The organism is Pseudomonas frederiksbergensis, assembly GCF_003732275.1.
Classification (GTDB): Bacteria; Pseudomonadota; Gammaproteobacteria; order Pseudomonadales; family Pseudomonadaceae; genus Aquipseudomonas; species Aquipseudomonas frederiksbergensis_H.
This window is the reverse complement of sequence record NZ_MOBM01000038.1, coordinates 738,732-764,672: the sequence shown is the minus strand read 5'-3', so window position 1 is coordinate 764,672 and position 25,941 is coordinate 738,732. Positions and strand designations below refer to the sequence as shown.

Annotated in this window: 25 protein-coding genes; 12 read left to right on the top strand and 13 right to left on the bottom strand. The window is 59.7% G+C overall.

Going from position 1 to position 25,941, the window contains the following annotated elements:
- Positions 1-10: 10 nt before the first annotated feature.
- Complete coding sequence (locus BK662_RS22895; RefSeq protein ID WP_030128949.1) at positions 11-205, top strand: hypothetical protein; 195 nt, start codon at positions 11-13, stop codon at positions 203-205.
- Between the two features lie 20 nt (positions 206-225).
- On the opposite strand, the gene BK662_RS22890 is transcribed toward BK662_RS22895, so the two are convergent.
- Positions 226-573 carry a DUF1428 domain-containing protein gene (locus tag BK662_RS22890; protein WP_123359871.1) on the bottom strand — a complete coding sequence of 116 codons (348 nt, stop codon included), beginning with the start codon at positions 571-573 and terminating at the stop codon, positions 226-228.
- Positions 574-589: 16 nt separating this feature from the next.
- Complete coding sequence (locus BK662_RS22885) at positions 590-1,651, bottom strand: hypothetical protein (protein ID WP_123359872.1); 1,062 nt, start codon at positions 1,649-1,651, stop codon at positions 590-592.
- A gap of 467 nt (positions 1,652-2,118) precedes the next feature.
- On the opposite strand from BK662_RS22885, the gene BK662_RS22880 reads away from it, so the two are divergent.
- Positions 2,119-2,388 carry a hypothetical protein gene (locus BK662_RS22880; RefSeq protein ID WP_008068154.1) on the top strand — a complete coding sequence of 90 codons (270 nt, stop codon included), beginning with the start codon at positions 2,119-2,121 and terminating at the stop codon, positions 2,386-2,388.
- Positions 2,389-2,431: 43 nt separating this feature from the next.
- On the opposite strand, the gene BK662_RS22875 is transcribed toward BK662_RS22880, so the two are convergent.
- The 10 genes from BK662_RS22875 to BK662_RS22830 form a co-directional block, all read right to left on the bottom strand.
- On the bottom strand, positions 2,432-5,632 hold the full coding sequence (locus BK662_RS22875) for a glycogen debranching N-terminal domain-containing protein (protein WP_185047180.1): 3,201 nt from the start codon (positions 5,630-5,632) through the stop codon (positions 2,432-2,434).
- A gap of 140 nt (positions 5,633-5,772) precedes the next feature.
- Positions 5,773-6,720: an NAD-dependent epimerase/dehydratase family protein gene (locus BK662_RS22870; RefSeq protein ID WP_123359874.1), complete on the bottom strand. Its 948-nt coding sequence runs from the start codon at positions 6,718-6,720 to the stop codon at positions 5,773-5,775.
- A 7-nt stretch (positions 6,721-6,727) separates the two neighbouring features.
- Positions 6,728-7,843 (bottom strand): HlyD family secretion protein, encoded by a 1,116-nt coding sequence (locus tag BK662_RS22865; protein ID WP_123359875.1) that lies wholly within the window; start codon positions 7,841-7,843, stop codon positions 6,728-6,730.
- A 6-nt stretch (positions 7,844-7,849) separates the two neighbouring features.
- Positions 7,850-8,812, bottom strand: a complete 963-nt coding sequence (locus tag BK662_RS22860; RefSeq protein ID WP_185047181.1) for a hypothetical protein — start codon at positions 8,810-8,812, stop codon at positions 7,850-7,852.
- Position 8,813: 1 nt separating this feature from the next.
- The gene (locus BK662_RS22855; protein WP_123359876.1) at positions 8,814-10,142 is read right to left on the bottom strand and encodes a glycosyltransferase family 2 protein; all 1,329 of its coding nucleotides are present in this window, start codon (positions 10,140-10,142) and stop codon (positions 8,814-8,816) included.
- 3 nt (positions 10,143-10,145) lie between these two features.
- Positions 10,146-11,438: a TackOD1 domain-containing metal-binding protein gene (locus BK662_RS22850; protein ID WP_311196293.1), complete on the bottom strand. Its 1,293-nt coding sequence runs from the start codon at positions 11,436-11,438 to the stop codon at positions 10,146-10,148.
- Positions 11,439-12,003: 565 nt separating this feature from the next.
- A complete protein-coding gene (locus BK662_RS22845) occupies positions 12,004-12,669 on the bottom strand; it encodes a DUF2238 domain-containing protein (RefSeq protein ID WP_123359878.1) in 666 nt (221 codons plus the stop codon).
- Between the two features lie 91 nt (positions 12,670-12,760).
- Complete coding sequence (locus tag BK662_RS22840; RefSeq protein WP_123359879.1) at positions 12,761-13,393, bottom strand: Vgb family protein; 633 nt, start codon at positions 13,391-13,393, stop codon at positions 12,761-12,763.
- A 50-nt stretch (positions 13,394-13,443) separates the two neighbouring features.
- Positions 13,444-14,664, bottom strand: coding sequence for a helix-turn-helix domain-containing protein (locus tag BK662_RS22835; protein ID WP_123359880.1), 1,221 nt, complete (start codon positions 14,662-14,664; stop codon positions 13,444-13,446).
- A gap of 85 nt (positions 14,665-14,749) precedes the next feature.
- Positions 14,750-15,604 (bottom strand): LysR family transcriptional regulator, encoded by an 855-nt coding sequence (locus BK662_RS22830; protein WP_123359881.1) that lies wholly within the window; start codon positions 15,602-15,604, stop codon positions 14,750-14,752.
- Positions 15,605-15,697: 93 nt separating this feature from the next.
- Between BK662_RS22830 and BK662_RS22825 the strand changes: the two genes are divergently transcribed.
- Both BK662_RS22825 and BK662_RS22820 read left to right on the top strand, forming a co-directional pair.
- Entirely contained in the window at positions 15,698-16,339 is a 642-nt protein-coding gene (locus BK662_RS22825; RefSeq protein WP_123359882.1) for an FMN-dependent NADH-azoreductase, read from the top strand.
- Between the two features lie 32 nt (positions 16,340-16,371).
- The gene (locus BK662_RS22820) at positions 16,372-16,752 is read left to right on the top strand and encodes a RidA family protein (RefSeq protein WP_038983873.1); all 381 of its coding nucleotides are present in this window, start codon (positions 16,372-16,374) and stop codon (positions 16,750-16,752) included.
- A 109-nt stretch (positions 16,753-16,861) separates the two neighbouring features.
- Here BK662_RS22820 and souR read toward each other — a convergent pair whose 3' ends face one another.
- Positions 16,862-17,875 (bottom strand): transcriptional regulator SouR, encoded by a 1,014-nt coding sequence (gene souR / locus BK662_RS22815; RefSeq protein ID WP_185047182.1) that lies wholly within the window; start codon positions 17,873-17,875, stop codon positions 16,862-16,864.
- A 201-nt stretch (positions 17,876-18,076) separates the two neighbouring features.
- On the opposite strand from souR, the gene BK662_RS22810 reads away from it, so the two are divergent.
- From BK662_RS22810 to phnE, 8 genes are all read left to right on the top strand, one after another.
- Positions 18,077-18,298, top strand: coding sequence for a hypothetical protein (locus tag BK662_RS22810; RefSeq protein ID WP_123359884.1), 222 nt, complete (start codon positions 18,077-18,079; stop codon positions 18,296-18,298).
- Between the two features lie 124 nt (positions 18,299-18,422).
- A complete protein-coding gene (locus tag BK662_RS22805) occupies positions 18,423-18,929 on the top strand; it encodes a sigma-70 family RNA polymerase sigma factor (RefSeq protein WP_123359885.1) in 507 nt (168 codons plus the stop codon).
- Positions 18,926-19,894, top strand: coding sequence for a FecR domain-containing protein (locus BK662_RS22800; protein ID WP_123359886.1), 969 nt, complete (start codon positions 18,926-18,928; stop codon positions 19,892-19,894). The genes BK662_RS22805 and BK662_RS22800 overlap by 4 nt, the downstream gene beginning before the upstream one ends.
- 89 nt (positions 19,895-19,983) lie before the next feature.
- The gene (locus tag BK662_RS22795; RefSeq protein WP_123359887.1) at positions 19,984-22,425 is read left to right on the top strand and encodes a TonB-dependent siderophore receptor; all 2,442 of its coding nucleotides are present in this window, start codon (positions 19,984-19,986) and stop codon (positions 22,423-22,425) included.
- A gap of 170 nt (positions 22,426-22,595) precedes the next feature.
- The gene (locus BK662_RS22790) at positions 22,596-23,447 is read left to right on the top strand and encodes a putative selenate ABC transporter substrate-binding protein (RefSeq protein WP_123359888.1); all 852 of its coding nucleotides are present in this window, start codon (positions 22,596-22,598) and stop codon (positions 23,445-23,447) included.
- Complete coding sequence (locus BK662_RS22785; RefSeq protein ID WP_123359889.1) at positions 23,444-24,241, top strand: phosphonate ABC transporter ATP-binding protein; 798 nt, start codon at positions 23,444-23,446, stop codon at positions 24,239-24,241. Before BK662_RS22790 ends, BK662_RS22785 begins: the two co-directional genes overlap by 4 nt.
- On the top strand, positions 24,235-25,062 hold the full coding sequence (locus BK662_RS22780) for a PhnE/PtxC family ABC transporter permease (protein ID WP_123359890.1): 828 nt from the start codon (positions 24,235-24,237) through the stop codon (positions 25,060-25,062). Before BK662_RS22785 ends, BK662_RS22780 begins: the two co-directional genes overlap by 7 nt.
- Entirely contained in the window at positions 25,059-25,826 is a 768-nt protein-coding gene (phnE, locus tag BK662_RS22775; protein WP_123359891.1) for a phosphonate ABC transporter, permease protein PhnE, read from the top strand. Before BK662_RS22780 ends, phnE begins: the two co-directional genes overlap by 4 nt.
- The last annotated feature ends 115 nt before the right edge of the window (positions 25,827-25,941 follow it).

The following is a 25,941-nucleotide window of genomic DNA, read 5'->3' as shown; positions in this document are numbered from 1 at the left end:
GGAGGGCGCCATGCGTCAGATCATCAGTAAAGAGCCATGGTGGGCCGTTCCACCGAAACCCGGCCAGGATGAGTCCGAGCTGGAATGGGGCTGGCTGGTTCACTACAACGAAGGCGAGCCGCGCTTCGAGTTCATCAAGGAGCGCCCCTCGGACAGCGAGATTCGTAATCGCAAGAGTTGCAGGACCGCCCCGACGCCGGAGTGATCCTGCGACTACGTTCAGGCTTACACGATCATTTCGAAACCGCCAAAAATCATGCGCTGACCGTCAAACGGCATTGGATTGACGTCGGGTTGCAGCCGCGGATCGCTCATGAGTTTCGCCATCCCGGCGTCACGGGTGGCCTTGTCGGGCCAGACGATCCAGGAAAACACCACGGTTTCGTCTTCCTTGAGTTTTACCGCCATGGGAAACGAGGTCACTTTGCCGTCGGGCACGTCGTCGCCCCAGCATTCGGCGAGGCTGAGCGCGCCGTTTTCCTTGAAGATTGCGGCGGCGGATAGCGCATGTTGCTTGAATTTTTCGCGGTTGGCGGTGGGTACTGCAGCGACGAAGCCATCAACGTAAGCCATGATCGTTCTCCTCGGGTTATGGGTTGATCTGGTGGGTAGTCGAATCAGCGTGGCTAAAATCGACAGCCCCTGCATCCAGACCGACCGACGGCTCGAGGGTCTCCTCCAGGCTGCCTTCGATCTGCCTGGCCATGTACAGCGTTCCGGCCATGACGCCGGTGGCGGGGTTATCCACCAGTTTCACCCATGCCTTGTCGAACGAATTACCCAGGCTGCTGCGGATCAGCGCTTCGCTATCGGGCCGATCGTTGGCCTGAATAATCGCGCGCACCCCCGCCACCCCCACGGAAATCAACGCCCCGGCCGCCTTCCCCGCCACTGCCGCCACGGCACTGGCCGCGCCTCGGGGGGCCATTTCGGCTTGTATTCGTCGGCTGGCACGTTTGGCCACCGGCGCCATGCCGGCATCCGTCGAAGCAATGCCCTTCTCGCCGCCCGCCGTGTGGATCTTCTCGATCAGCGCCGTGTAGGCCGGCAATTTGCTCAGTTCGGCATGCACCACCTGATACAGCGAAGCGTCACGGGCAGACGGCGGGCCCAGTGAAATAGCCGGGATTTTCTGGATACGACCGTTGAGCTGCGCCATCGGCACGCCATGACGTTTGGAGATGATTTCGAGTTGCTGCCCCATCAGTTGCACATAAAACTCTGTCGCCTGCCCGAGAATCGCGTCGGGATCGATCTCCACTGCCACTGGCTCAAGCACGCGCTGGTGATATTGCTCCAGCAGATAGGCCGCCAGGCGTTTGCTCGTCGCATCCTGCTCGTCCCCGGCATTGATGGCGTACCAGCTGACTTTCATCGACAGCCATTCCTGGGTCCAGTAGCTGCTGAACCACGGAATGAAGACTTCTTCGGTCTGCTGATAAACCCGCGTGCGCCAGTGCTCCATGGACCCGCGGGCGTAGACCCTGGCCTGTTCGGTGGCCTGTTGCGAAGCGGCGACAATCTCTCGGTCCACCTGCTGCCAGGTGCTCTGGGATACCACCACCGGCACCACGATTACCGGGGCAGGCGTGTGCGTGACGCATCCCGCCAATATCACCAACACAGCAACGATCAGCGAACGCAGGTTCAAGATCGCGGTGTCCTACAGTCTTCGCCAAACGGAGTGTTCGACGCTAAAGAACGTGCTGATTTGAGTATAGGTCGGGGTGGGGCTCCGTCCGTCAGATGGGTGGATGACGCCCTCGAGGACGCCTTCGCGAGCAGGCTCGCTCCCACAGGAGAATGCATTTCAAATGTAGGAGCTGGCGCAGCCTGCGATCTTTTAGGGGCCATCGGAGAGCAAGATCAAAAGATCGCAGCCTTCGGCAGCTCCTACAGATCACCACCATCATTCACATCAATATTCACCATCGCCGTGAATGCCTTCCGCAAAAAAACCGTCAGGTGCAGGATTGACGTCATCCCCATTTTAAACCCCCGCACGGAGGGGCAAATCATGTTGATCCATCTCCTGACCTGCCTGGCCCTGACGGCCGTCACCCTGACCTTGTTTTCCCGCTTGGTGCTGGATATCGGTCAAACCGAGGAGTCGAAATCATGATTCATTCCGTCAGCCTCGCCGTGAGCTTTCCGGTATTCGGCAGCAACTATTATTCGCAGCAGGTCGTGTCTCGCAAAGCAGTCGCGCTGGTGTTCGACGAGCACTTCGAGGCCTTGCTGATGCCGGCAGCGGCCAACCACTTCAGTAACGAAGTGGTCGGGCTCAACGATCAGTTCCGCTTTTTGAATGATGTGCTGGTTGAGCATTTGCTGGAGACTGAAATGGCTCAGCATCCGTCACGGGCGGGACAAGCGTTCACCTTCTGACATGCTACGAGATATTCAGAATCCAAGCCCCGCGCTCATCACCCTAACTGGTGCTCAAGATTCGCACCGGGCCCTGGCGATCGAGAACCTCGATCATGACATTTTCCCCCGAGCGCCGGAGCATCAAGTCCACACATTCGGCACCCACTGCCAAACGCCGCAAGGCGATGGTGTCCAGAAATGCCGGGAGCACCGGTTCGTCGAACAGGATGTTGAGTTTCCTCGGCCTGAAGCTCAGCCCCAGGCACGACTGAATCATCGACAACGGCGCAGCGGCGGCCCAGGCCTGGGGCATGCAGGCGACTGGATAGAACGTCGGCCCTTGGGTGCGTTGCCGGGCAAAGCCGCAAAACAGTTCGGGCAAGCGCCGCAGATCGATATAGGTAGACGCGGCGAACAGGCCTTCGAAAATCCGCGCCGCGTCCCGACGATATCCGTAGCGGGCGAAACCAGCGGCGATCAGCGCATTGTCGTGGGGCCAGACGGAGCCGTTGTGATAACTCATCGGGTTATAGCGAGCCTGGGAGGACGCGACCGTGCGCACGCCCCAACCGGAAAAGGATGAGCGGTCCATAAGGGCGTCGACGACCGACGCCGCGCGTTCCGGGTAAGCGATGCCGGCGAACAGGGCATGACCGGCATTGGAGGTACGGATTCGACAGGGTTTCTTGTTGCCGTCCAGGGCCAATACATAAGTGCCCAGTTCTTCGTCGAAGAAGCGGGAATCGAATTCTTCACGCAAGCGTTGAGCCTTGTATTTCAGGCGCTGAGCCCGCTCCGGATCACCCAGCCGACGAGCGATTTTGGCCGCACCAGTCCAGGCGCCATACACATAGGCCTGAACTTCGACAATCGCAATCGGGCCCACGGCCAGTTGCCCATTGGCATGGAAAACCGAATCGTGGCTGTCTTTCCAGCCCTGGTTAATCAGCCCCTCGGCGGACTGCCGGCCATACTCGACAAAACCATCGCCATCGCGGTCGCCGTACTCCTCGATCCAGGTCAGCGCCGCTTCGATATTGGGCCAGAGCTGACGCAGTGTACCCAGGTCATTGGTGCGCTCCAGGTACGCGGCGGCCAGCATGACGAACAACGGCGTGGAATCGATGCTGCCGTAATAACGTCGGAACGGCACCTCGCCCAACTCGGCCATTTCCCCCAGCCTTATCTCGTGCAGGATTTTACCGGGCTCGGAATCGGCGTGGGGGTCAACGATGGTTGCCTGGTTGGCGGCCAGATGCCCGAGCACGCCTTTGGCAATACCGGGATCGAACCACAGCATCTCCCATGCCGTGATCAGCGCATCTCGTCCGAAAACGGTGCTGAACCATGGAATGCCGGCATAGGGATATAGCCCCTCGCGGGTTTTGGTCATGAGCATGTAGAGGTCGGAAACGCTGCGGCTGACCGCCTCGTTGAACACATCATGGGAGGTCACCACAGAGGCCGCCCGCGAAGAGAATGTGCGTAACTCGCGCCGGGAATCGCGCAATGAAATAAAGAACCCATGGCGCACCGTAAACGGCGGATTTTGCACGCCGCAATTGATGTCCATGAACAGCGACTGGCTTTCCCCCGGGGCCAGCCGAACCTCGAACAACGCCGAATCACAGGTCAGGCTGGCCGGCACCGGGGCAAAACGCAGGCGGGTCATGCGCCGTTTGTGGTCCAGGCCGGTATAGGAAAGCACCACCTCTTCATCGGTAATCTCCGCCCGGTGCCCTTCACCGCGTTGCGGACGCCGAGCGCCGCGAACTTCGAACAAATCTTTGAAGTCGGCCGCGAACTGGATTCTCAATTGCAGATGCTGGGGCGAATCGTCGAAATTGCGCAGGGTCAGCCGTTCATAACAGGAGCCATTCCACAAGAATCGTGAGCGACGCAGATGGATCAAATCGTGGTGCAGGATTTTTTCACCATGGGCGTCGAACAGATCCGGGTTGGTCAGGTCGCACGTGAGCATCGCGTTATCGTCTCGTAGCGTGGAACTGAGCAACAGCGGCCGCGCGCCGTTAAGCGTCAGGTAGAGCCCGGAAAGGTGTCGGGTATCGGTATGGAAAATCCCTTGCGGGCTGTCGTCCGCAAACAACACGTCGCCATTGGGATCGAACACCGCGAAGGTGTCGTTGTTTTTCAGGTTGCGCAAGCGCAGCTCTTGCAGCGACGCGGTGGCCGGAATATCGAAGGGTGTGGAGGGATGGCCATAGGTGTTGCCCGCCGTCAGATGGCGATACAACTCCAGATAGTGATTGGTCATGCGCTCGACCGTGAACCGCTCGTCGAACCTGGCCCGCACCTTGCGCCGATCCAGCTCTGCCAACCGCTGCACCGCCGCTACTGCCCCTGCGACGCCATCGACGATGTAACCGGACACGCCCTCGTCGATCACTTCCGGCACCGAGCCCTGACCAAACGCAATCACCGGCGTGCCGCAGGCCATGGCTTCGATCATGACCAGACCGAACGGCTCGGGCCAGTCGATGGGAAAGATCAAGGCGCGAGCATTGCCCAGCAAGTCTGCCTTTTGCGATTCATCAATCTCGCCGAGAAATTCGACATTCGGATGGGAGGCGATCATCGGTGCGATGACTTCTTCCCAATACACCTGATCAGCCCTGTCGACCTTGGCCGCGATCTTCAATGACAGCCCCGCCTTCAAGGCAATCTCGATGGCCCGGTCCGGGCGCTTTTCAGGAGAGATACGCCCCAGAAACACCAGATAGTCGCCGCTCGGTTCAGGGTTGAAGGTCAGCAGATCACCCGGAATGCCGTGGTAGACATTGCCCACCCAGTTGACGTCACCCTTCACCGGGGTGCGTTGCGCCTTGGACACCGAAACCAGCGGCACCTCGGGAAAGTGAGGGTAAAAGGATTGGTAGTCCGCAATGTCCAGACGCCCGTGAAGCGTGGTCACGCTGCGCCCGGCCAAGTGTCGAATCAACGGAAAATGAAAGATATCGACATGAAAATGCATCACGTCGAATTGATCCGCCTGACGCAAGACTTGATCAAGCATCAGGATGTGATGAGGCGCCCCGTCCTTGATGCGTGGATCGAACCGCAGAGCCTGGTGCGCGCCCGATTCCAGACGTGCCGAGGTTTGCGAATCGCCGCTGGCGAAGAGCGTGACATCGTGACCCTGACGCACCAGCTCTTCGGTCAGGTAAGACACAATCCGCTCAGTGCCACCGTACAAACGGGGCGGACAACGTTCGGTAAGCGGCGCGATCTGAGCGATCCTCATTGAGGGGCCCTCCGTCATGGGGTCGAAGGATAATGGCCTCCAGCACCTCGGCGTTTCCTCTCACTCAGATCTGGCGGCCCTGTCCTCGATTGACGGTGCGCCTGCTGCAACAGTTCCATCCGGTAATACGCCCCGGGTACTCAGCGGTCGCCGCTCTCCAGACTTCTGAGCAAGTGACCCAAACCATCGGCAAAACAAGTCGGCTCGGTGCATCGAAAACGTTCAAGCAAACGTTGGTTATCGGCCCGGGAATGGCGGATGTCACCGGAACGCGGGGCAGCGTAATTCAACGCCAGAGGCCGGCCCAGCAGCGTACTCAACGTGGCCGCCAGCTCGTTGATGCTGGTGGAGCGGTTGAAACCGACGTTGACCGGTTCGCCGCTCGGCTCCGATTCTTTCACCGCCTGTACCAGTACCTTTACAAGGTCCTCCACATAAACGAAATCCCGGGTCTGTTCACCGTCCCCGTACACCGTGACGGGCAGGTGTTTCTGGGCTCTTTCGCTGAAGATACTGATGACCCCGGAGTAAGGCGATGAAGGGTCCTGGCGCGGTCCGTAAATGTTGAAGAAGCGCAGAATCACTGGCTCCAGACCATGCTGGCGGCGGTAAAAATCGAAGAAATGCTCACTGGCCAGTTTGTCCGCGGCATAGGGCGTCAACGGGGCTTTGGGCGTGTCTTCGGTAATGGGGGTGCCTTCGCCGTTGTTGCCATAGATGGCGGCGCTGGAGGCGAACACCACCCTTCTCAGACCTGCCTCGCGCATGGCTTCGCAGATATTCAGCGTTCCGATGAAGTTACTTTGATGGGTGGCGACCGGGTCTTCGACCGACGCCTGGACCGAGGCGACGGCGGCCAGATGCACCACCGCGCTGCAATCTTTCAGGGCGCGCTCCACCGTCGGCGCGTCTGCTACATCCCCGACTATCAGGCTCAAATGCGCCCGGTCCACCGGCAGATTTGCCAGTTTGCCGGTTGAAAGATCATCCAGTACCCGCACGCCATAGCCGTGTTCAAGCAAGGCTTCGACCAAGTGCGAACCAATGAAGCCCGCGCCACCCGTCACAAGAATTCGATCAGCAGACATGGCAAATTCACTCTGGAGTAGTGGTTGTAGGTCGATCCATCGCGACGAGCCCCTCGACTTTTTCCATCAACGCCCGGCCGGCACTGAACATCTCTTGCCAATCGGTGGGGAAGCGAACATTCAACGGCAGTTGATCGATTCGCCAGCGCGGCGGCAGCGGGTCATCAAACCGGGCTGCGACCTGCAAGCCCATTTCACTGGCGGCAAACGGCCCGCGCAGCACCGTCGGCGTGCGCCCGGCGCTGTCCACCGCCTGAACCACGTGAGCCGCCAGCCATTGGCCGTCCGGCATGCGCACGCGTAGCGGCTGACCGATAGCGGCGTAACTGATGTTGAGCGGTTCCAGATAAATCCATAGCAACGGGTCCTCCAGCCGCTCCAGGCGCATCAACAACGTGCCGGCGCCGACGTTTTCGCCCGGGGTTACCAGCACTTCCGCAATCCGGCCGCTTTGCCCCGCCTTGATCGACAACGCGGCGAGACGCGTCTTCAACCACTGCTGTTCGGCGTTCTGCTGAATGATCTCGCGCTCAAGCCCCTGCGGGGGCTGACGCGCCAGTTGCTCGCGGCGTTCGAACGCCAACAGGTCCGCTCGAAACCCGTCGAGTTCCGACTGCGCTGCCAGCACCTCGCCGCGAGCCGCCGCGCCTCGGTCAACCAGGTACTCCAATTCCTTGATTTTTTGTTCCGCCCTGCCGATTCGGGTCTGGAGCAACTGACGCTCGCGACCGCCCAATTGGGCAGTGCCGGTGCCTGTGCCCGTCGCCTTGGTCGGCATGGCCGCCAGTTGCGCCAGCCGGGCCCGCCATTCCGGGTTGTCCAGACTGACCAGCATCTGATCGGCCTGGACTTGCTCGCCCGCCTTCGCAAACAGCTGATCGACCCGGCCGGCATCGCGCGCTCGTACCTCGTAAATCGGCAGGCGCAATTGCGCCGGTGCGTCGATCATCAGCATGCTGTACGCCAGCTTTCCACCCAGCCAGATCAAGGGGCTGGCAACCAGCAACAGAATCAAATACCAGCGCGCGCGAAACGCCATGCGCTTGCCCGGTGCGTACAGCACGCTCAAGCCCTGTTCCTGGGTGGGGTTCAATTCCTTGCGACTATCGAAACGAATTTTCATGACGGCTCACCGTTTGGGGAAGTCTCGCCAGGCCTGCCAGTCGATACCGGCAACCCCCCGCGGTTGCAATTGTTCGCGCCAGGCGCTGGCCTGGTGTTTCAACTGTTCAGTCGATGCTCCCGCCCAGCTTTCCGTGGCTGGCAATTCGGGTTCTGTGCTTTGTGCCAAACGAAATTGCAGCGCCGGCCAACGCTGGGCGATCTGCTCTGTCATGCGTGCGCTGTTTTTCGGGTTGCGGGTGTATATCATCAGGCTGACCTGACGCACGCCGGCCTCGGGAAGTGAGCAAGGCACACAGGTTTGCCCAGGCTTGGGTTCAACGAACCAGCGATGATGGCTGGAAATTTCCACGGGCCATGGGCTCTCGTTTGACGCCATGCGCAAGGTATCGAGCCAGTTTTTCAGGCGCTGATCGGGCACGGGCATGCCCAGTTGTTCGACCTCGAGGTCCAGATGCAGGCTGCTGAATGCAAGCCCCTTTAACTTCTTCAGTAAATCGCTGAGCTGGTGGCGGTCCGTCGGCTCGATCCAGCTCGAATCGCCGAGCAACAGACTCACTTGCAGATCTTCTCGGGCCGCGTCCTGAAGCAATTGCTCCAGTCGTCGGCGAGTCGTGACCAAGTCATTAACCTGTGCAGCCTTGAGGCCGAGGTAGATCTTGTCCATCCCGGCCTTGCGCAGCGCCTGAAGCTCCGCCTCGCGCCGATCGGGATCGAGCAACGCTTCGCTGTCCCAGACATAACTGGCCTGGGACCATTTGCCCGAACTCGTCCCCGCCTCTGCCCCTGCTTTCGGCGCTGCCGCTGATGTGGACGCCAGCAACAAACGCGGTTGCCGCAGGTCGGCCTCGGCGGCGCGAAACATGGGGCCGGCTTGCTGCTTGTCGATCAAACCCTGAAGGGGCAGCGGTTGTGCGACGAGCGCCGCAGGGGGCAGCGACAGCGTCAAGGCTAGAAGGACCGATCGCATATCAAAACCTCGTGGCTCGTTTAAGAACCCACCACGGCGCCATCGAGGTCTCTTCATGGCCTCGACGAAACATCTCGTTGAGCATGGCCACTGCGCTCCAGCACCGAATGAGTAGCATGAACAGAGGGAAGACCGGCACCAACAACCCCAGGGTCACGTCCTGTCGAGGTCGATCGGACACCATCGACAACATGGCGCCGAACAGCAGCATGGTGATCAACAGGTACAGCAGGTAGATCAGCGCAAACAGAAACAACAGCGTCTTGCCCGGCAGAATGAATAGCGCCAGCAAGGTGTAGATGAAGATGATGAACGGCAGCACCAACTGGAAAAAGAAGCCACTGAGCAGGATCATCAGGAAGGTTGGCCAGCCCAGTAAATCCGGGTTGATGTTGTGGTTGTGCTTTCTGACGTACAGAAAAAACAGGTCGCCGTCCCAGCGCAAACGCTGCATCAGAAACTGCCTGAGCGTCGCGGGTGCATCGGTGTGCCCGATCGCTTCCGGCTCGAAGGGGATCCTCAAGTCATGTCGCTTGAAGTAACTTTTGATGCGCAACGTCAGGTCCAGGTCTTCCGCGGTATGGGTGTTCCAGCCACCGATTTTCACCAGGAAACTGCGGCGGAAAGCGCCGAAGGCACCTGAGACGTTATTCACCAGGTTCCATTCGGCCAGACCGATTTTCGACATGTGAATCGACAACACGTATTCCAGCGCCTGCATCGCTGTGACCCAGGAACCCCAGACATTGCGCACCCGCAGGCTGCCAGCGACCGCAGGCACCGAGGGGTCTTCGAAATTGCGCACGATGGCGCTGACCATGTTGTTGTCGAAGGATGTATCACCGTCGAGCGCCATGACGATTTCGCCGCTGGCATGGGACAAACCGGCGTTCAATGACGACACCCGTCCGCCCCTCTGCCATTTGGCGATCGGGCGTAAATGGCGCCGGGGGTACAACAGCGGGTCCACGTTGAAACGGCGAACGGCGCTGAGCGTCGGTTGATTCACCGTGGCGCCGTCCACCACCGGGATCATCTCGATGTGGCCGGGGTAGGTCTGCTCGCACAGGCTTAACAGCGTGGTCTGGACATCCATCCCTTCGCTGTAGCAGGTGATGATGCAAGAGACCTTGGGCCGATAGAGGCTGGTCTTCGGCACGCTGCTGCGCCGACGGGTAAACCAGCGCAATACGCCAAGCAGCACCATGATCGTCAGCGGCAATTCAAACACCAGAAACAACGGAAAGAGCATGTAGAACAACCGGCTCAAACCGTCCGTCCCCATGATTGCACTGAGCATGCTGTAGAGTTGCTCCATCAACGGGCTCATGGCTTAAATCAACTCACTGGCAAGACGGGCCAGCAACAGCTCACCGTCTTCTTTCTCGAGCAAATCCCCGGGGGCCGTGAAACTGACGACACGCAGGGAAATATCACTGACCTCCGGCGCGGAAAACAATTCGGCGACCCGGCTCAAGCGCTGGGCGACGAACTCCAGCCCTTTGCCATCCGTGTGCGGCAGCATGACCCAGAAGAACTCTTCGGTGCTTCGCGAGCAGCGATCGGTTTCCCTGACGGATTCTTTCAGGCGATCCGTCAGGCTATCGATGAAGGCATGCCCGCGGTGCTCACCAAGACGCGCCAGCGTACCGGCCAGATTGACGAAGCGCAGGCCGATCAATGAGAACGCCGGCTGCTTGTAACGACGCACCACCTGAAGCTGCCAGGTCAAAAGCTCGAAGAAATCCTTGCCGCCCAACAAATTGAGACGGCCGAAATGGTCGATCGATCGATCGTTGAAATCCTGGCGACAACGGAAGCGCCCTGCCTCCGTCAGACGAAAGTCTCGAACTTCGCGTATGCGCAACTTGTCGGGCGCGTGGGACAAGCCGCAATCCAGGCAGCGCGCCTGCACATCGGCGTCGACAAAAAACGCCTGGCATGAGCGGCAGCGGTAGTTTTCCAAAGGGCGATCATAGTCACTGCCGATGTGCCGCAAACGGTTCAGACAGTTGGGGCAGAGCAACACGCCATCCTTGAGAAACGACTCCTGATGACCCACGTGACCGCAGGTGAAGCAGTGCAACGACGGCTGCCGCGAAATGTCCATCGCCTGGCATTCGGCGCACACATCAATGTAATTGAGGCGCCCCGAGCCACAGTCCGAACACAGACGAACGCGATCGACCAGCACGCCCTCTTCCAGCCAGTCGTGCTGCACCATCAAACTGAGCCAGACAAACGGGTTGACCTGCTCGGCATCCGCCAGTGCTTCGAGCAGCGGATAACGATAATGCTGGGGGACTTCGGGGTCGCGCAGGGCATACACATGGGCGTTGGCACGCAACCACAGCCACGACAGCACCCGACTTTCAAACCGCTCGGGCGCAGAACCCTGCCGGAACAGGTTGAAGCGTTCTCGCCAGATCTCCCAGAGCATTTTTATTTCGCTGGTTTCGGCGGGGCATGCGCCATCGCCCAGTGCTTCACACCAGCCGTCCTGGTCTCGACAGCAATAAACGAGCTGGTAGCGATACGCCGGCGTCGAGCGCAATTTGCGCAACACTCGCCCGGCATAAGCCGCTGGCATATCAAGCAATAGAACATCGAATACAGGCGCAGCCAATAAACTGCTTAGATCCGAAAAGTGTTCAAGTTCCGGGACATTAGAACTGGCAACCCTATTACCGAAAACTGCAATACGAGGATTTGGAGTCGACATGATGCACTCCCCCTAAGAAGCACCCAAGTGTGATCCAACACAAGACTACCAACACTAGCACCCCGTCAGAAAAATGCCCGACTAATTATCGGGTTATTTTTTGACACTGCCATTGCCAAAATATCGCCACTAAACATCACGAGTCGCAATTATCAATAACCTGAAACACTAAGCAAATAACCAAAATAATATCGTTTATATTCAATATATTACGACTATAAAAAGCTGAACAACAAAGCTATTTGTATAAATATACAGCACAATTTAGCCTTGCCTTAATGCGTCTTGTTACCAGATAAAAACACCTGCCAAATTGCAGGCACACTGCAATAACATCGATACTATCCGAGACCAAATAAGTTCAACGCTATTCGTCGGCAAAACAACTATTGCGTACACATCCGAAGTGTTACATCAACTTTACATTAGCGGCTTATCGACATCATTCAATTAGAACACTCTATAAATTTTATGAATTTTTTTCGGAGACATTTAATTGAACATTTCGATAAAACAATCGGCGCCGGAACCACACAACCAATAGCGTGAAGAACGCGCCTCCCACTGCCAGCGCCATGTCGGCCTGAGAGTCCCATGGGTCATTTTGTGCAGCGACAAATGCCTTCGCCGTGTCTTCTCCCAAGAACTGCCCGCCTATCCATTCCACGATTTCATAGACAGCCGAGGTCGACAGCACGATGTTCAGCGCGATAAAACCCACCCAGAAACCCCGCAGCGGCGTGATTCGCACAAGCACTTCCCGAATCGGATACACCATCAAGAGTCCATACGTCAGATGGACCAGTCGATCGTAATGATTGCGTTCCAGCCCAAGGGTTTTGTTCAGGCTGACCCCGGTCAAGGCTGAGCACCAGCGGTCGTAGGGCACCAGCGCATAGGTGTAGTGCGACCCGAGTTCATGAATACAGAGGAATACGAACACCAGACTGATGGAAACGGCAGACAGACGGAACCGTCGGGAGACGCCCACCAGGACCATCACCAGCAGCAGGGCCAGCAGATTTTCCAGGAACCAATCCACTCGGCTATGGGGTGAAATACCCAGCGCTGCGACGATCAAAAGAAACACGATCAACAGCGCCAGGTCGTATCGCGGATGTTCCTTCGGTTGCATGGCTTGAGTCCCTCAAAAGGTCTCGCTCGGCCACTGTAGATTAGTTGCATTCGCGCACTGCGGTACGACCCGAGACTTGCGCCACAAAGGCTCATTCAGGCCGGCGCACCGCCCTCACCTTCCCGCTGTTGCCGCCGCCACAGAAAAACCGGTCGTGGCCATCGAACTCAAGTCCCGACACGCCGATGCCAGCTGGCATCTGGACGCTCTCCAACACCTCGCCCGTGGCCGGGTCGACTCGCCGCAACTCGCTCTCTTCCCCTTCCCAGGTGCCGTGCCACAGGTCGCCCTCGACCCAGGTCACACCGGTGACGAAGCGGTTGGATTCGAGCGTGCGCAGCACTGCCCCGGTCTGGGGATCGACCTGATGAATCTTGCGCTCGCGATATTCGCCGACCCAGAGCGTCCCTTCGGCCCATGCAAGCCCCGAGTCACCACCGCCGCCGGGCGCGGGGATGGTGGAGAGCACGCGGCCGGTCTGTGGGTCGATTTTCTGGATGCGATCCTCGGCGATCTGAAACAGGTGCTGACCGTCGAAGGCTGTGCCGGCATGGGCCGCGACATCGATCGAGCGCAGCGTCTTGCCGCTCGCAGGATCCAGGGCGTTGAGTTTGTCACCGGAGGCAAACCAGACCTGCTGGCCGTCATGGGTGACGCCATGCACGCTGTCGACGCCTGGAAAAGGTCCGTATTCGCGGATGATTTCGGCTGTTGAATGTTTCATGTCTTGCTCCTCGTTCACTGACTGCATTCACTGGGTTGGTGAAGTGGATGCTAGTCATTGGGCAGCAACCCTGTGAGTAACAATACCGTCGCGAATCCCGGAACCGGCGGGGTCATCCAGCGCCGCGCGCGACCATGACCGAATGACTGCACCTTGGCGGCAGCCACCAGCGTGTCGAGGGCTCGTTGCACGGTGCGCTGACTGGCGCCAAGCGCCAACGCCAGGGCCGAACTCGACCACGATTCGCCGTCGGAGAGGAAGGCGAGCAGCGTCGCATGCTGCTCTTCGACAGGCCGCGCCAGCACCACGACGTCACGCGCATCGTGCGGCACCAGCGCAAACCCTCGCGGGGTCGCGACGACGTCGGCGATCTGGTGCAGCGCCGCGCGCAACCGCCCGAGTTCTACGCGCAACCGCGCGCGATAGGAGTCATCCGCGAACTTCATCCGAAAGGCGCGCGCAATCAGCGTCTCCCTCGGCACGTCGGCGGGCCACGCTTCGCCCAACGCCCGGGCGAGTGCGAATAGCACCGGCCGCCGGGCGAGTGAAACCGCCGAGCCTGCGTCGCGCACGACATACCGGCACGCGTCCACGACCAGCGTCGGGGATGCCAATAAGGCTTCAATTTCATCGAGCAGCAGCGGCCGTTCCTGGCCACCGACAATCAGCCGCGCCGCCGGCGTGTCGAGGATGCGGGCGGCGTTTTCGACCTCGGCCGTCAACGCGGGGATAGCGGCGTGTTGTGCGGCACGCTCGGCCCGTTCGAGTGCAACGCGCGCCGCTTTTGTTTGCAGGCGGCGCATCGCGATGCCCGCCACGACCAGTTCGTAGGCCGCTCTCGATGCGGGTGGTAACGGCGTCGGATCGAGCTCGGCGAGTCGGTGTTCAGCCTCGTCAAGGTGCCCGATCAGCAACAAGCGGCGGATCTCGAGGTACCGCGCATGGGCGGCGTTGACCCCATCGCCGTGTGCCTGAAGTGTCGCTCGCGCGGCGTCGAGTGCCTTGGTTGGCCAGTTCAGGTCCCGCGAGGCGAGCGCGATTTCGGCCTCGGCGACGACACATCGCGCCCGGGCCAAAGCCTCTTTCGGCCCGAAAGCACGTGCGGCGCTGCGCACCAGTGCCTTCGCTCGCACAAGGTCACCCAACTGCGCCATCGCGATGCCGCGAAGCGCGAGGGCTGGCGCATCGTCGCGCAAGGCGATGCGGTTCAGCGCGCCGAGGGGATCACCCGCCGCGAGCGCACGGGCCGCTGCCGTGATCAGCGATTCCATCTGAAGCGCGCCACCTGCCACCCCCACCGTTCGATGCCCGCTGATCAGTCTATCTCACGACCGCCGGGCCGCACGCCGATGACGGTCAAGCCCTTCGCGTGGAGCAATACTCCACAATCAGCTGAGTGAGCGCTGCGACAATCGTCTGATCCGCTTCAGCAGAGGTAAACAACCGAAACTGCGCAGCCGGCAAATCCGGCAACCCTTGCTCCAGCCCCAGAGCCGCCAGTCCTTGCCCCAATTGACTGACCGCCATGGGCGCCACCGCGAAACCCGCCAATGCCGCCGCCCGCAACCCGGCGGTGCTGGTGCATGACATCGCCGTACGTTGGGCGATCCCCGCCTGAGCCAGCCGCCTCAGCGCTATCTCACGATAAGGACAGGGCGCAGGGAACAGCGCCAGCGGCAACGGTGTCGGTAACCGGGTGACGGGTTGCGCCGACCAGGCCCACACCAGCGGTTCTTGCCACAGTAGCAACCCTGCTTCACTGGTTTCGCACAGAGAACCGATGACCAGCTCAAGATCGCCTTGCTTCATCAGGTTCAGCAATGTGCCAGGAATACCCACCTGCACGTCGATTTCCATGCCTGGGTACTGCGCCGCGAAATCCTGAAAAGCCCGCAGCAATCGCGCTTCGACAAAATCCTCCGACACCCCGATCCGCACCCGCCCGTGAAACGGTGTGCGCGTCAGTTGCGCCCAGGCATCACGGTTCAACGCGAGGATCGTCCGCGCATAAGCGATCAGGCGCTCGCCATCGGGCGTCAATTGCTGGGAACGGGTCGTACGCTTCAACAGCGGTTTACCGATCTGTTCTTCCAGTCGCCGCAAATGACCGCTGACCGCAGATTGAGTCAGGTGCAGCTTGTCGGCTGCGCGGCTGAAACCATCTTCATCGACGACGGTGACAAAGGTTTTTAACAACAGCACATCGAACATAGTTCTATTCGTGATTAATGGCTTATTTATTCACGATTTATATTCCAAATAAAACTATGTTGCAATGATCCAACTTCCCGTCCGAGACACGCCATGACCACCCTTCTGCATATCGAATGCTCCCCGCGCAAACAGCGATCGGCCTCCCTTGAAGTCGCCCGCAGCTTCATTGCGCGCTATCAAGAAAATACCCCGGACACCGAAATCATCACCCTCGACCTTTGGAACAGGGTTCTGCCGGAATTCGATGAGCTGGCAATGGACGCCAAATACGCCGGGCTCAATGGCACGTCCTTGACCCCGGCGCAGCAAGACGCCTGGAACACCTTGAAAGATCTGGCCGCGTACCTGCACCGCGCAGACGTCCTGGTGATGTCCGTACCGCTGTGGAATTTCAGCATCCCGTACAAACTCAAACACTTCATCGACTTGGTGTCGCAGAAAGACATTTTGTTCAGCTTCGATCCGGAACGCGGTCTGGAAGGCATGCTGCACAATAAAACCGCCGTGGTGATGTACGCCCGCGGCCTGGATTTTTCGGCGCAATCGATCACACCAGCGGAGCGCTTCGACTTTCAGAAGCCCTACGTGGAAGCCTGGCTGCAATTTATCGGCGTGAGCGATGTGCATTCGGTGATTGTCGAGAAAACCATTCTGGGGGAAGACGTTGACCTGAGTGCGCGCAAGGCCGCGACTCAGCAGGCCGTGAGGCTGGCAGATAGTCTCGTGCTGTAAACTGACCTACCCCCTCAAACAAGAGATCCCCCATGGCAAACCACGACATCACCTTTCTCCCCGACCCAGACCCGGAATCCATCTCTTCCGACGTCGCCGGTTTCGGCGGCCTGCTGGTCTCCACTCAGATCCCTACCCGCGCCGACGGCAGTCTGGAGCTGGGCGGCATCGCCGAGCAGAGCGAATGCACTCTGCAAGCACTCAAGGTGGCACTGGAGCTTGCCGGCAGTTCCATGGATCGGGTTCTGCATCTGACCATCTACCTCACCGACATGGCTGACCGCGCCGCTTTCAACGAGGTCTACAAGCGCTTCTTCGCCAAGCCCTGGCCGGTTCGCGCCGCTGTTGGCGTGGCGTCCCTGGCGGTCGAAGGTATGCGCGTGGAAGTCACCGCGATGGCGGCCAAGGGCTGAGTCCGCGGACTTGTCCGGTGGCCCCGCTCCTGCGAGCGGCTACCACCGGGCCATTCCTGACGGCAGATTTTGCGCCGTCGGGAGACCCTCGCCGGGACTCAAAAAGCGGCTATTTGACCAGCCGTTTTTCCTTGGAAGGCCTGTAGCCAAAGTACGAGCTATAGCACTTGCTGAAATGACTGGGCGACACAAAGCCACAGGCAACCAACACATCTACCTGTGACAGCTCTGTGTGCTGAAGCAGTCGACGCGCTTCGGTGATGCGCAGCTCCATGTAATATCGCTGCGGCGTTGTCCCGAGTTGCTCCTTGAACAAGCGTTCGAGTTGTCGCCGGGAACGGCCGGCGTAGACCGCCAGCTGCTCCAACTCCAAAGGCTCTTCGAGGTTGGCGTCCATCAGCTTGACCACCTCTCGCAACGGCGCGCTCACACAGATATTTTCAGCCGGTTTGATGCGCCGGTAGCGAGACTCCTCGAAAGCGAGAATGTCCTCGATTCCCTCGACCAGGGCTTTATCGTGCAGTTCCTTGATCCAGTCCAACGCCATATGAAATGCGCCAGACGGACTGGACGCGGTGAGCCGGTCTCGGTCGATGACATAGGGCTCACTGGTGACATGCGTCGCCTTGGAGATTTCCGCGAGTGCGGGACGATGTTCGGGGTGAATGGCGCAACGGTATCCATCGAGCAAGCCTGCGCTGCCCAGGAACCATGCCCCATTCCACAACCCGGCCAGACTGACGCCCTGATCTGCCGCCGTTCGCAACAGGCTGATGAACTCATCAGTCGCCTTCAGTTCTGTCCTGTAGCCACCGCAAATGACCAGCAGGTCCAGGTCGTGAATGGCTGAAGAATCGATACGTGCATCCGGCCGAATGACCAGGCCCAGATCGCTGATGACCTCCCCCTCATTCAAGCCGAACGTTCGGGAAGAGAACAAGCCGGGGCGCAGAAGATTCGCGGTGACGATCGTATCCAGCGCTTGCGTGAACGCGGGCAGCGAGAAATGCTCGAGCAGCAAAAAGCCCGCTCGAGTCATTCGAGCAGGCTCGCCAGGATTTTCATTCAGATAGCGGAGGTTTTTCCCCTTCATGCCTCCGCTGAATTGACGTCGTTCGATCAATGTTCGGCCCACTCGGTTACGTTAACCAACCTGTCATTTGGTGCGCTAATAAAGCGTAATGCTAACGGCAAAAGCTCAAAAAGCCCTAGCGCCATTATGCGATCGATCAGGCCAGTTGAAAGCCGTGAAGAAGGGGGTCTTTATCATCGAACTCCCTCCTTACCGCTGAATCCAATATGTAGGCCAATGGAGGTGAGCGAAATGAACAATGATCACCGTGTTAATGACGACGAATCAGAAACGACCTCGAACGTCCCGCCTGCCGATACGTCTGGCAAACCCGTCGATGTGGTCGAAGGAGAACTTGAGGACAGCGATAATGACGTCGAAGGAGTAAATCAAACTCACGCCCAGGAGCTGGAGGCTGAAGAGCTCAGGCGAAAAATAGCGGAGATAGAACGCAAGGTGGCGGATGGTAATTAGCAAAATACCCGAGGGGCGAGACCTTCGGATCGCTTCGTTCACCGGGCATTAGAGAGATTGCAGCGGCCATCATCACACAGGTAGTATTGAGAACGATTTACACTAACATCTGGAAAAACGACCGGTGCACTCTCTCCCGACCAGCAAGCTGGGCTTCTTTTTCAGCGACCACCATCGTTGGCTGCTGCAGCATATTCAGCGGCGTCTACGCAATCGCGCGGATGCCGAAGATACCGTCGGCGATACGTTTTACCAGATGCTGGTGGCCCGCGTTGACCCCGACAGCATCGAACAACCTCGTGCGTACCTTTCAACGATCGCTCGACGGCTGATTTACGATCGTCATCGCCGGCGCAAGTTGGAGTTAGCTTACCTGGAACGCCTGTCTACGCTGCCCGAAGCGCTAGCACCCTCCCCCGAAGAACAGTTGCAGTTGATCCAGGCGCTGGTCGCGATCGACCGGGCGCTCGACGGTTTGCCTGTTGTGGTCAAGGCGACTTTCCTCTACAGCCAACTGGACGGTCTGAGTTACGTGGCTATTTCGCACAAGCTGGGGCTGTCGGAACGCACGGTCAGCCGCTACATGAAACAGGCATTGCAGCAGTGCTACCTGAGCGAATTATCGCCATGAGCAAGCCGCGCCTGGATCCTGTCAGTGAGCAGGCCATTGACTGGATGGTGAGGCTGCGCGCCGGTACGCCCGATGCCGTACTGCAAGAGCGTTTCAACGCGTGGCTGGTTATGGATCCTGCGCACGCTCAGGCCTGGGCAACATTGCAGGAATGTCTCGGTGGTTCCTTCAACACGGTTCGCGCGCTGGATCGACGGGTGCCCGGTCAAGCCGGTGAAGCCCGCCAACTGTTGCTGCAGCCCCATGGTTCGCGCCGCGACGCACTCCGTGTGATCGCCGGCTTGGGTTTGCTCGGGGGCGGCTTGTGGCTGGCTGCTCGCAGTCCGCTGGGCGACTCGCTACTGGCTGATCTGCACACCGGAACCGGAGAGCGTCAGCACTTCAATCTGGCCGACGGCAGTCGCCTGAGCCTGAACGCCGACAGTGCGGTGGACCTGTACTTCGATGACAAGCAAAGGCTGGTGGTGCTGCGCCGTGGAGAGCTGGTGATTCAGGTAGCCGCCGATCCCCAACGTCCGCTGCGCGTGCGTACCGCACAGGGTGAAATACGTGCACTGGGCACTCGTTTCCTGGTTGCTAAGGAGCAGGACGCCAGTCGAGTGGTGGTGCTGCAGCATTCGGTCGAAGCTCGGCTGTTCAACGGTCCAACGCTTGATCTGCAAGAAGGTCAGTCAGCCTTGTTATATGACCGGCAGATAATCCCCATTACCGGCGACCAGCGCCATCGCTCCGACTGGCTCAGCGGGCGGCTGAACGTGCTGGATGATCCACTGCATCAGGTCATCGACGCTCTACGCCCCTACAGTCGGGGCTTTGTACGGGTCGCACCCGAAGTTCGCAATTTGCGCGTCCAGGGCGTTTTCCCGCTCAACGACCCCGATCGGGCCTTCACCGCCCTGGCCGAAACCCTGCCAATACGCGTGGACCGCTACAGCCCCTGGGTGACGCTGATTCGTGCCAAATAATTTTTTTTGAAAATCACTCTCATTCGTGTCCGGTTTTCATTTCTCGTCCCACCTATCTCCTGACACTTCCATACGATCAGGAGAATGCTGTGCTCAACCCGTGGTCCCACACCCTTTCCGTTGCCGTTGCCCTGGCAACCCTGACCAGCCCCACTCTGGCCCAGACGCAAAGCCTGACCTTCAACTTGCCAGCCGGCTCACTGGCGAGCACGCTGAATGCCATCGCCAGCCAAAGCGGGCATATCGTTTCACTGGAGCCTTCGCTGGTGCAGGGCAAACAGGCGCCGGTGGTGATCGGCCAGATGCTTGCTGAACAGGCGATGCACGTGGCACTGACGGGTAGCGGCCTGCAGTTGCGGGTGACCGAGCAAGGCAACTTCAGCGTCGAGCCGGTCACGGACAGCAACGCAACGCTGCAACTGGACATGACCAGTATCGTCGAGCACAGCGTCGATGCCACCACCGAAGGCTCGGGTTCCTATGCCGCGCGGTCGGTGACTATCGGCAAGGGTACGCACACGCTCAAGGAAATTCCGCAGTCGGTCACGGTGATGACCCGCAAACAAATGGATGACCAGGGCCTGACCGACCTCAAAGACGCAGCCAACCAGACCACCGGACTGGTTGGCGTTCAAGGCGTGGGCAAGGGCATGATTCTGACCTCTCGCGGTTTTCAGATCGATGACTGGCAGTACGACGGCGTGCCGATCCCGCGCAACACCTACACGCTGGGCAATTGGGCCACGCAGGATCTGATCTTCTTCGATCGCATGGAGGTGCTGCGCGGCGCATCCGGATTGCTTCAGGGCACAGGCAGCCCCGGCGGGGCGATCAACCTGGTGCGCAAACGCGGCCAGAACGCACCGACCGTGACCCTCACCGGCAAGGCCGGCTCCTGGGATCACTACGGCCTGCAACTGGACGCCGGCGGGCCGCTGAACCAGACCGGCACCGTGCGTGGACGCTTCGTTGCCGACGAGGACCAGAGTGGTTCATTCATCGACTACGAATGGAGCAAGACCCACTCGCTGTACGGCGCTCTGGATATCGATCTGCGCGACGACACCACCCTGGGCCTGGCGGTCAGCCGCTCCGACGCCGAATCGCGCCCGATGCTGCGTGGCCTGCCTCGCTACGCTAACGGCGACCCTGTTGACGTCTCGCGTTCAACCTACTCGGGCGCTCGCTGGAACCATTCGGACATCGACGTCACCACCGTCTATGCCGATCTGGAGCATCGTTTCAACGATGACTGGGCCTTCAAGGTCGGCGCAGTGCGCATGAGTGAAGAGAACAAATCCACCCACCAGCGGGTGCAAACCTCCGGGGCCGGCCTCAACGCCGACGGCAGTGGCATGCAATACGCCGATTGGGTCACGGACTTCGACTCCACCAAGATCGGTCTGGACATGAACCTGACCGGGCGCTTTGAAGCCTTGTCCATGCAGCAAGAAATCACGCTGGGCGGCAATTACGCCAAGATGACCACGGATGACCGTTACGCGCGAACCTTCAATAACACCAGCGATAGCATTTTCGAGATCGACCACGACCGCCCCGAAATCAGCTACGAAGGTTTGCTCAATACCGTTGGCGGCCGTGCGACCACCAGCAAGTACGACATCCGTCAAAAAGGCCTGTATGGCAGCTGGCGAATCAAGCCATTCGAGCCGTTGACCCTGGTACTCGGCTCTCGGGTCAGCTGGTATGACTACAGTTACACGTCTGCGAACCAGGCGGCCTTTACCAACCTCTCTATCGCCAATACTCCAAGCGCCATGCACGAAACCGGGGAAGTCACGCCCTACGCCGGCATCGTCTATGACCTGAGCCACGAATGGGCGGTCTATGCCAGCTACACCGACGTATTCGAACCACAGACCGCACGCACTGCGAGCGGCTCGGTGCTCAAACCGGTGATCGGCACCAACTACGAAATCGGCCTTAAGGGCGAGCTGATGGATGGCCGGGTCAACACCTCCCTCGCCGTGTTCCGCTACGACCAGGAAAACCGTGCCGTCAACGACGTCGCCTCGGGTTTCGCCTGCGACGGCTGGTATTGCTCGACGGCCGCGGGGAAAGTTCGCAGCCAGGGGATCGAAGCAGAAATCAGCGGTGAAGTGCTCAGCGGTTTGCAATTGTTCGCTGGCTACACCTACAACACCACTAAATACCTTGAAGATCCGGTCGACGAAGGTAAAGTCTTCAGCCAATGGACGCCAAAACACATGCTGCGGGTCTGGAGCGACTACCAGTTCAGTGGCGACTGGAACCGAGTCAGCACCGGTCTGGGCTTCACCACCCAAAGTCACACCCTGGGTTACGAACGCACTTACCAGGTGCCAGGTTACACCGTATGGAACGCCCGCCTCGGGTACCAACTCTCCCCCGAGATCGGTCTGGCACTCAACGCCAACAACCTGTTTGACAAGTCCTACTACATGGCGGGATACAACCAACTGAATGGCAACAACAACTTTGGTGAGCCGCGAAACGTCATGTTCAGCGTAAAATACACCCCCTCGTTCTAGCGACGAAGATGTGGCACTGACGCTATGGAGCTTCGGGTCGACTGTCACCCTTCGCAACAGATTGCAATTGGGCCAAAACCGGTCAATATCGCTCCTTTCGTCTACCCTCACAACGCGCCAGGCATGCTTGGCGCCTCGACACTCTTTCGTTAATACACCGGAGATTTTCCATGCTCAAGCGCACCCTGGCATTGGCCATCGGCTTGACCCTGTCATTTTGCACCCTGTTGGCGCAGGCCGCCGATACGCTGAAAGTCAGCGCGATTCCCGATGAAGCCCCTACCGAACTGCTTCGCAAGTTCAAGCCGCTTGGCGCCTATCTGGAACAACAGTTGGGCATGAAGGTGGAGTTCGTGCCGGTGAGTGACTATCCAGCCGTGGTCGAGGCGCTGGCCACCGACCGCATTGACCTGGCCTGGCTGGGCGGCTTCACGTTCGTGCAGGCACGTCTGAAAACCGGCAATGCCATTCCGCTGGTACAGCGCGAACAGGACGCCCAATTCACCAGCAAATTCATCACCGCCGACCCTGCCGTCAAGTCCCTCGCCGATCTCAAGGGCAAGACCTTTGCATTCGGCTCGGTGTCCTCCACTTCAGGCAGTCTCATGCCGCGTTATTTCATGTTGAAGGATGGCATCAAACCAGAAACCTACTTCAGCCGAGTGGGCTACTCCGGCGCCCATGACGCCACTGTCGCCTGGGTCCAGGCCGGCAAGGTCGACGCCGGCGTACTGAACGCCAGCGTGTGGGAAAAACTGGTCGCCGCCGGCAAAGTCGACACCACCAAGGTTAGAGTGTTTGCGACCACCCCGGCCTACTTCGACTACAACTGGACGGTGCGCGGGACCCTCGACCCGGCGCTGGCGGCCAAAATCAAGGCCGCCTTCCTGGCGCTCGATCCGGCGAAGCCTGCGGACAAGGAGATTCTGGATCTGCAGGCCGCCAGCCGATTCATCGAAACCAAGCCTGAGAACTATAAGGGCATCGAGGAAGCCGCCCTCGCCGCCGAACTGCTCAAATGACATTGCGTCTGACCCAGGTCAGCCTTACCCACGCCAACGGCGTCCAGGCGCTGCGTGGCGTGGACCTGCACATCGGTGCAAGCGAACAGGTTGCCATCATCGGCCCGTCCGGCGCGGGCAAGTCGAGCCTGCTCAACCTGCTGGCCACCGCCCTGCGACCGGGCAACGGCGAGCTGCAGGTGCTCGGCGAGCGAGCCTGGCAACTTTCGGCCCGTCAGCGTCAGCGTTTGCGCGCTCGCATCGGCCTGATACATCAGTCGCCTCCCCTGCCACCGCGCCAGCGCGTGGTCACCGCGGTTCTGGCCGGAAAGCTGGGGCAGTGGGGTTTGGGCAAGAGCCTGTTGAACCTGGTGCATCCACTGGATATTCCGGGCGCACGCGCGGCATTGGCCAAGCTGGACCTGAGTGACAAGTTGTTCGCGCAATGCCAGCAACTGTCCGGTGGACAGTTGCAGCGCGTGGGCATTGCCCGCGTGTTGTACCAAGCGCCCGAGGTGTTGCTGGCCGATGAGCCGGTATCGGCCATGGACCCCGTGTTGGCCCAGCACACGCTTTCGGTGCTCTGTAGCCATGCCCGGCAGCACAACGTCACCCTGGTCGCCAGCCTGCATGCGGTGGAGCTGGCCCTGGCGCACTTTTCGCGCATCATCGGCTTGCGTGATGGACAGATCCTGTTCGACCTTCAGGCCAGCGAAGTCGACCGTGAGTTACTGGACAAGCTCTACGCCAACGAACAATTGCTGTCCCCACCGATTGCTCCGGCGCCCCTGAGTGTGCAGATTCCCCGATGCTGACCCGTGATACCCGAGATCCCGCCACCCGCCCCCGCCTGCTGCTCACCTTGCTGGCCCTCGCCTTGCTATGGCCAGGCATCCACTTCAGCGAGTTGAACCTCAGTGTGCTGCTGGCGAGTGACAGTCAGAGCGAGATGGGCCGGTTTGTATCCGCCTTCTGGCCACCGGCTCATGGCGAAGAGTTCATTGAGCTGTTGTTGCAAGCCACCCTGCAGACCTTGGCCATCGCCACGGCCGGCATGGCCCTGGCGTTGCTGTTGGCAGTCCCCGCCAGCCTGTTGGCCAGCCGCGCTCTGTCGCTGTCTGCTGCCTCCCGGGCCGGCCACCCGAGTTATTGGGGCCAACTGCTACGTTGGCCCATACGCGGTTTACTGATCTTCCTGCGCAGCGTGCCGGAAATCGTCTGGGCCCTGCTGTTCGTGCGCGCTGTCGGCCTCGGCCCGACTGCCGGGGTGCTGGCCATTGCCATTACCTACAGCGGCATGTTGGGCAAGGTCTATGCGGAAATTTTCGAGTCGGTCGACCAGCGTCCGGCTCACGCGCTACTGCAATCGGGCAGCGGTCGGCTCGCAGCCTTCTGCTACGGGATCCTGCCCAATGTCGCTGCGGAGCTGCTGTCGTACACGGTGTACCGCTGGGAATGCGCAATCCGCGCCTCGGTGGTGATGGGCTTTGTCGGTGCCGGCGGTCTGGGCCAGCAAATGGATCTGTCGTTGCGCATGTTCGCTGGAGGTGAAGTGGCCAGTTTGTTACTGACGTTCCTCGTACTGGTGCTGCTCGCCGATCAACTCAGCCGCCTGCTGCGCTGGAGGCTGGCATGAATCGTCTGATCAATCTGGCACTGCTGCTCTGCATCGGCGCAGCGGTCGTCGCCTCGTTCAACTACCTGGGCATCGACCTCGGGGAGCTGGGCAGCACTGGCAACCTGAAGCAGATGGGCGCTTATGCGCAGCGTTTTCTCAGCCCGGACCTGAGTTCGGGCCATCTGCAAGCCATCGGCCACGGCGCCCTGGAAACCATTGCCATGTCCGCGCTTGGCACCCTGCTCGCGGCGGTATTCGGTCTGCTGTTGGCATTGCCTGCGGCCGGGCGCTTCGGCTGGCCACTGCAGAGCGCATCGCGTCTGGTGCTCAACGCCTTGCGCGCGGTTCCGGAACTGGTGTGGGCCGCGTTGATGGTCCTTGCCGCCGGTCTCGGCCCCAATGCCGGTACCCTGGCATTAGCCCTGCACACCACCGGCGTGCTCGGCCGGCTGTTCGCCGAAGCGCTGGAAAACACCCCACCAGAACCCGCCGAAGCCATCCGCCTGCAGGGCGGCAATGCCGTATGGGCTTTCTGTTACGGCACACTGCCCAACCTGTTGCCACAGCTATTGGCCTACATCCTGTACCGCTGGGAAAACAATATCCGCATGGCCAGTGTGCTCGGCTTCGTCGGCGCCGGTGGTTTGGGGCAAATGCTCTATGTCAGCCTCAGCCTGTTCCAGGAAGCTCAAGCCAGCACGGTTATTCTGGCCATGCTGTTACTGGTACTCGCCGTCGATACATTGAGTAGCTGGAGCCGTCAACGCTGGGTCAAAGCCTGACTGCTTTCGGTGCCGGGCAATCGTTCAGTGGGTCTTCGAAGCTATGCAAACCCGAGGAACGACAGGATAAACACGACGATCACAACGGCCCCGACGATGTAGATGATGTTGTTCA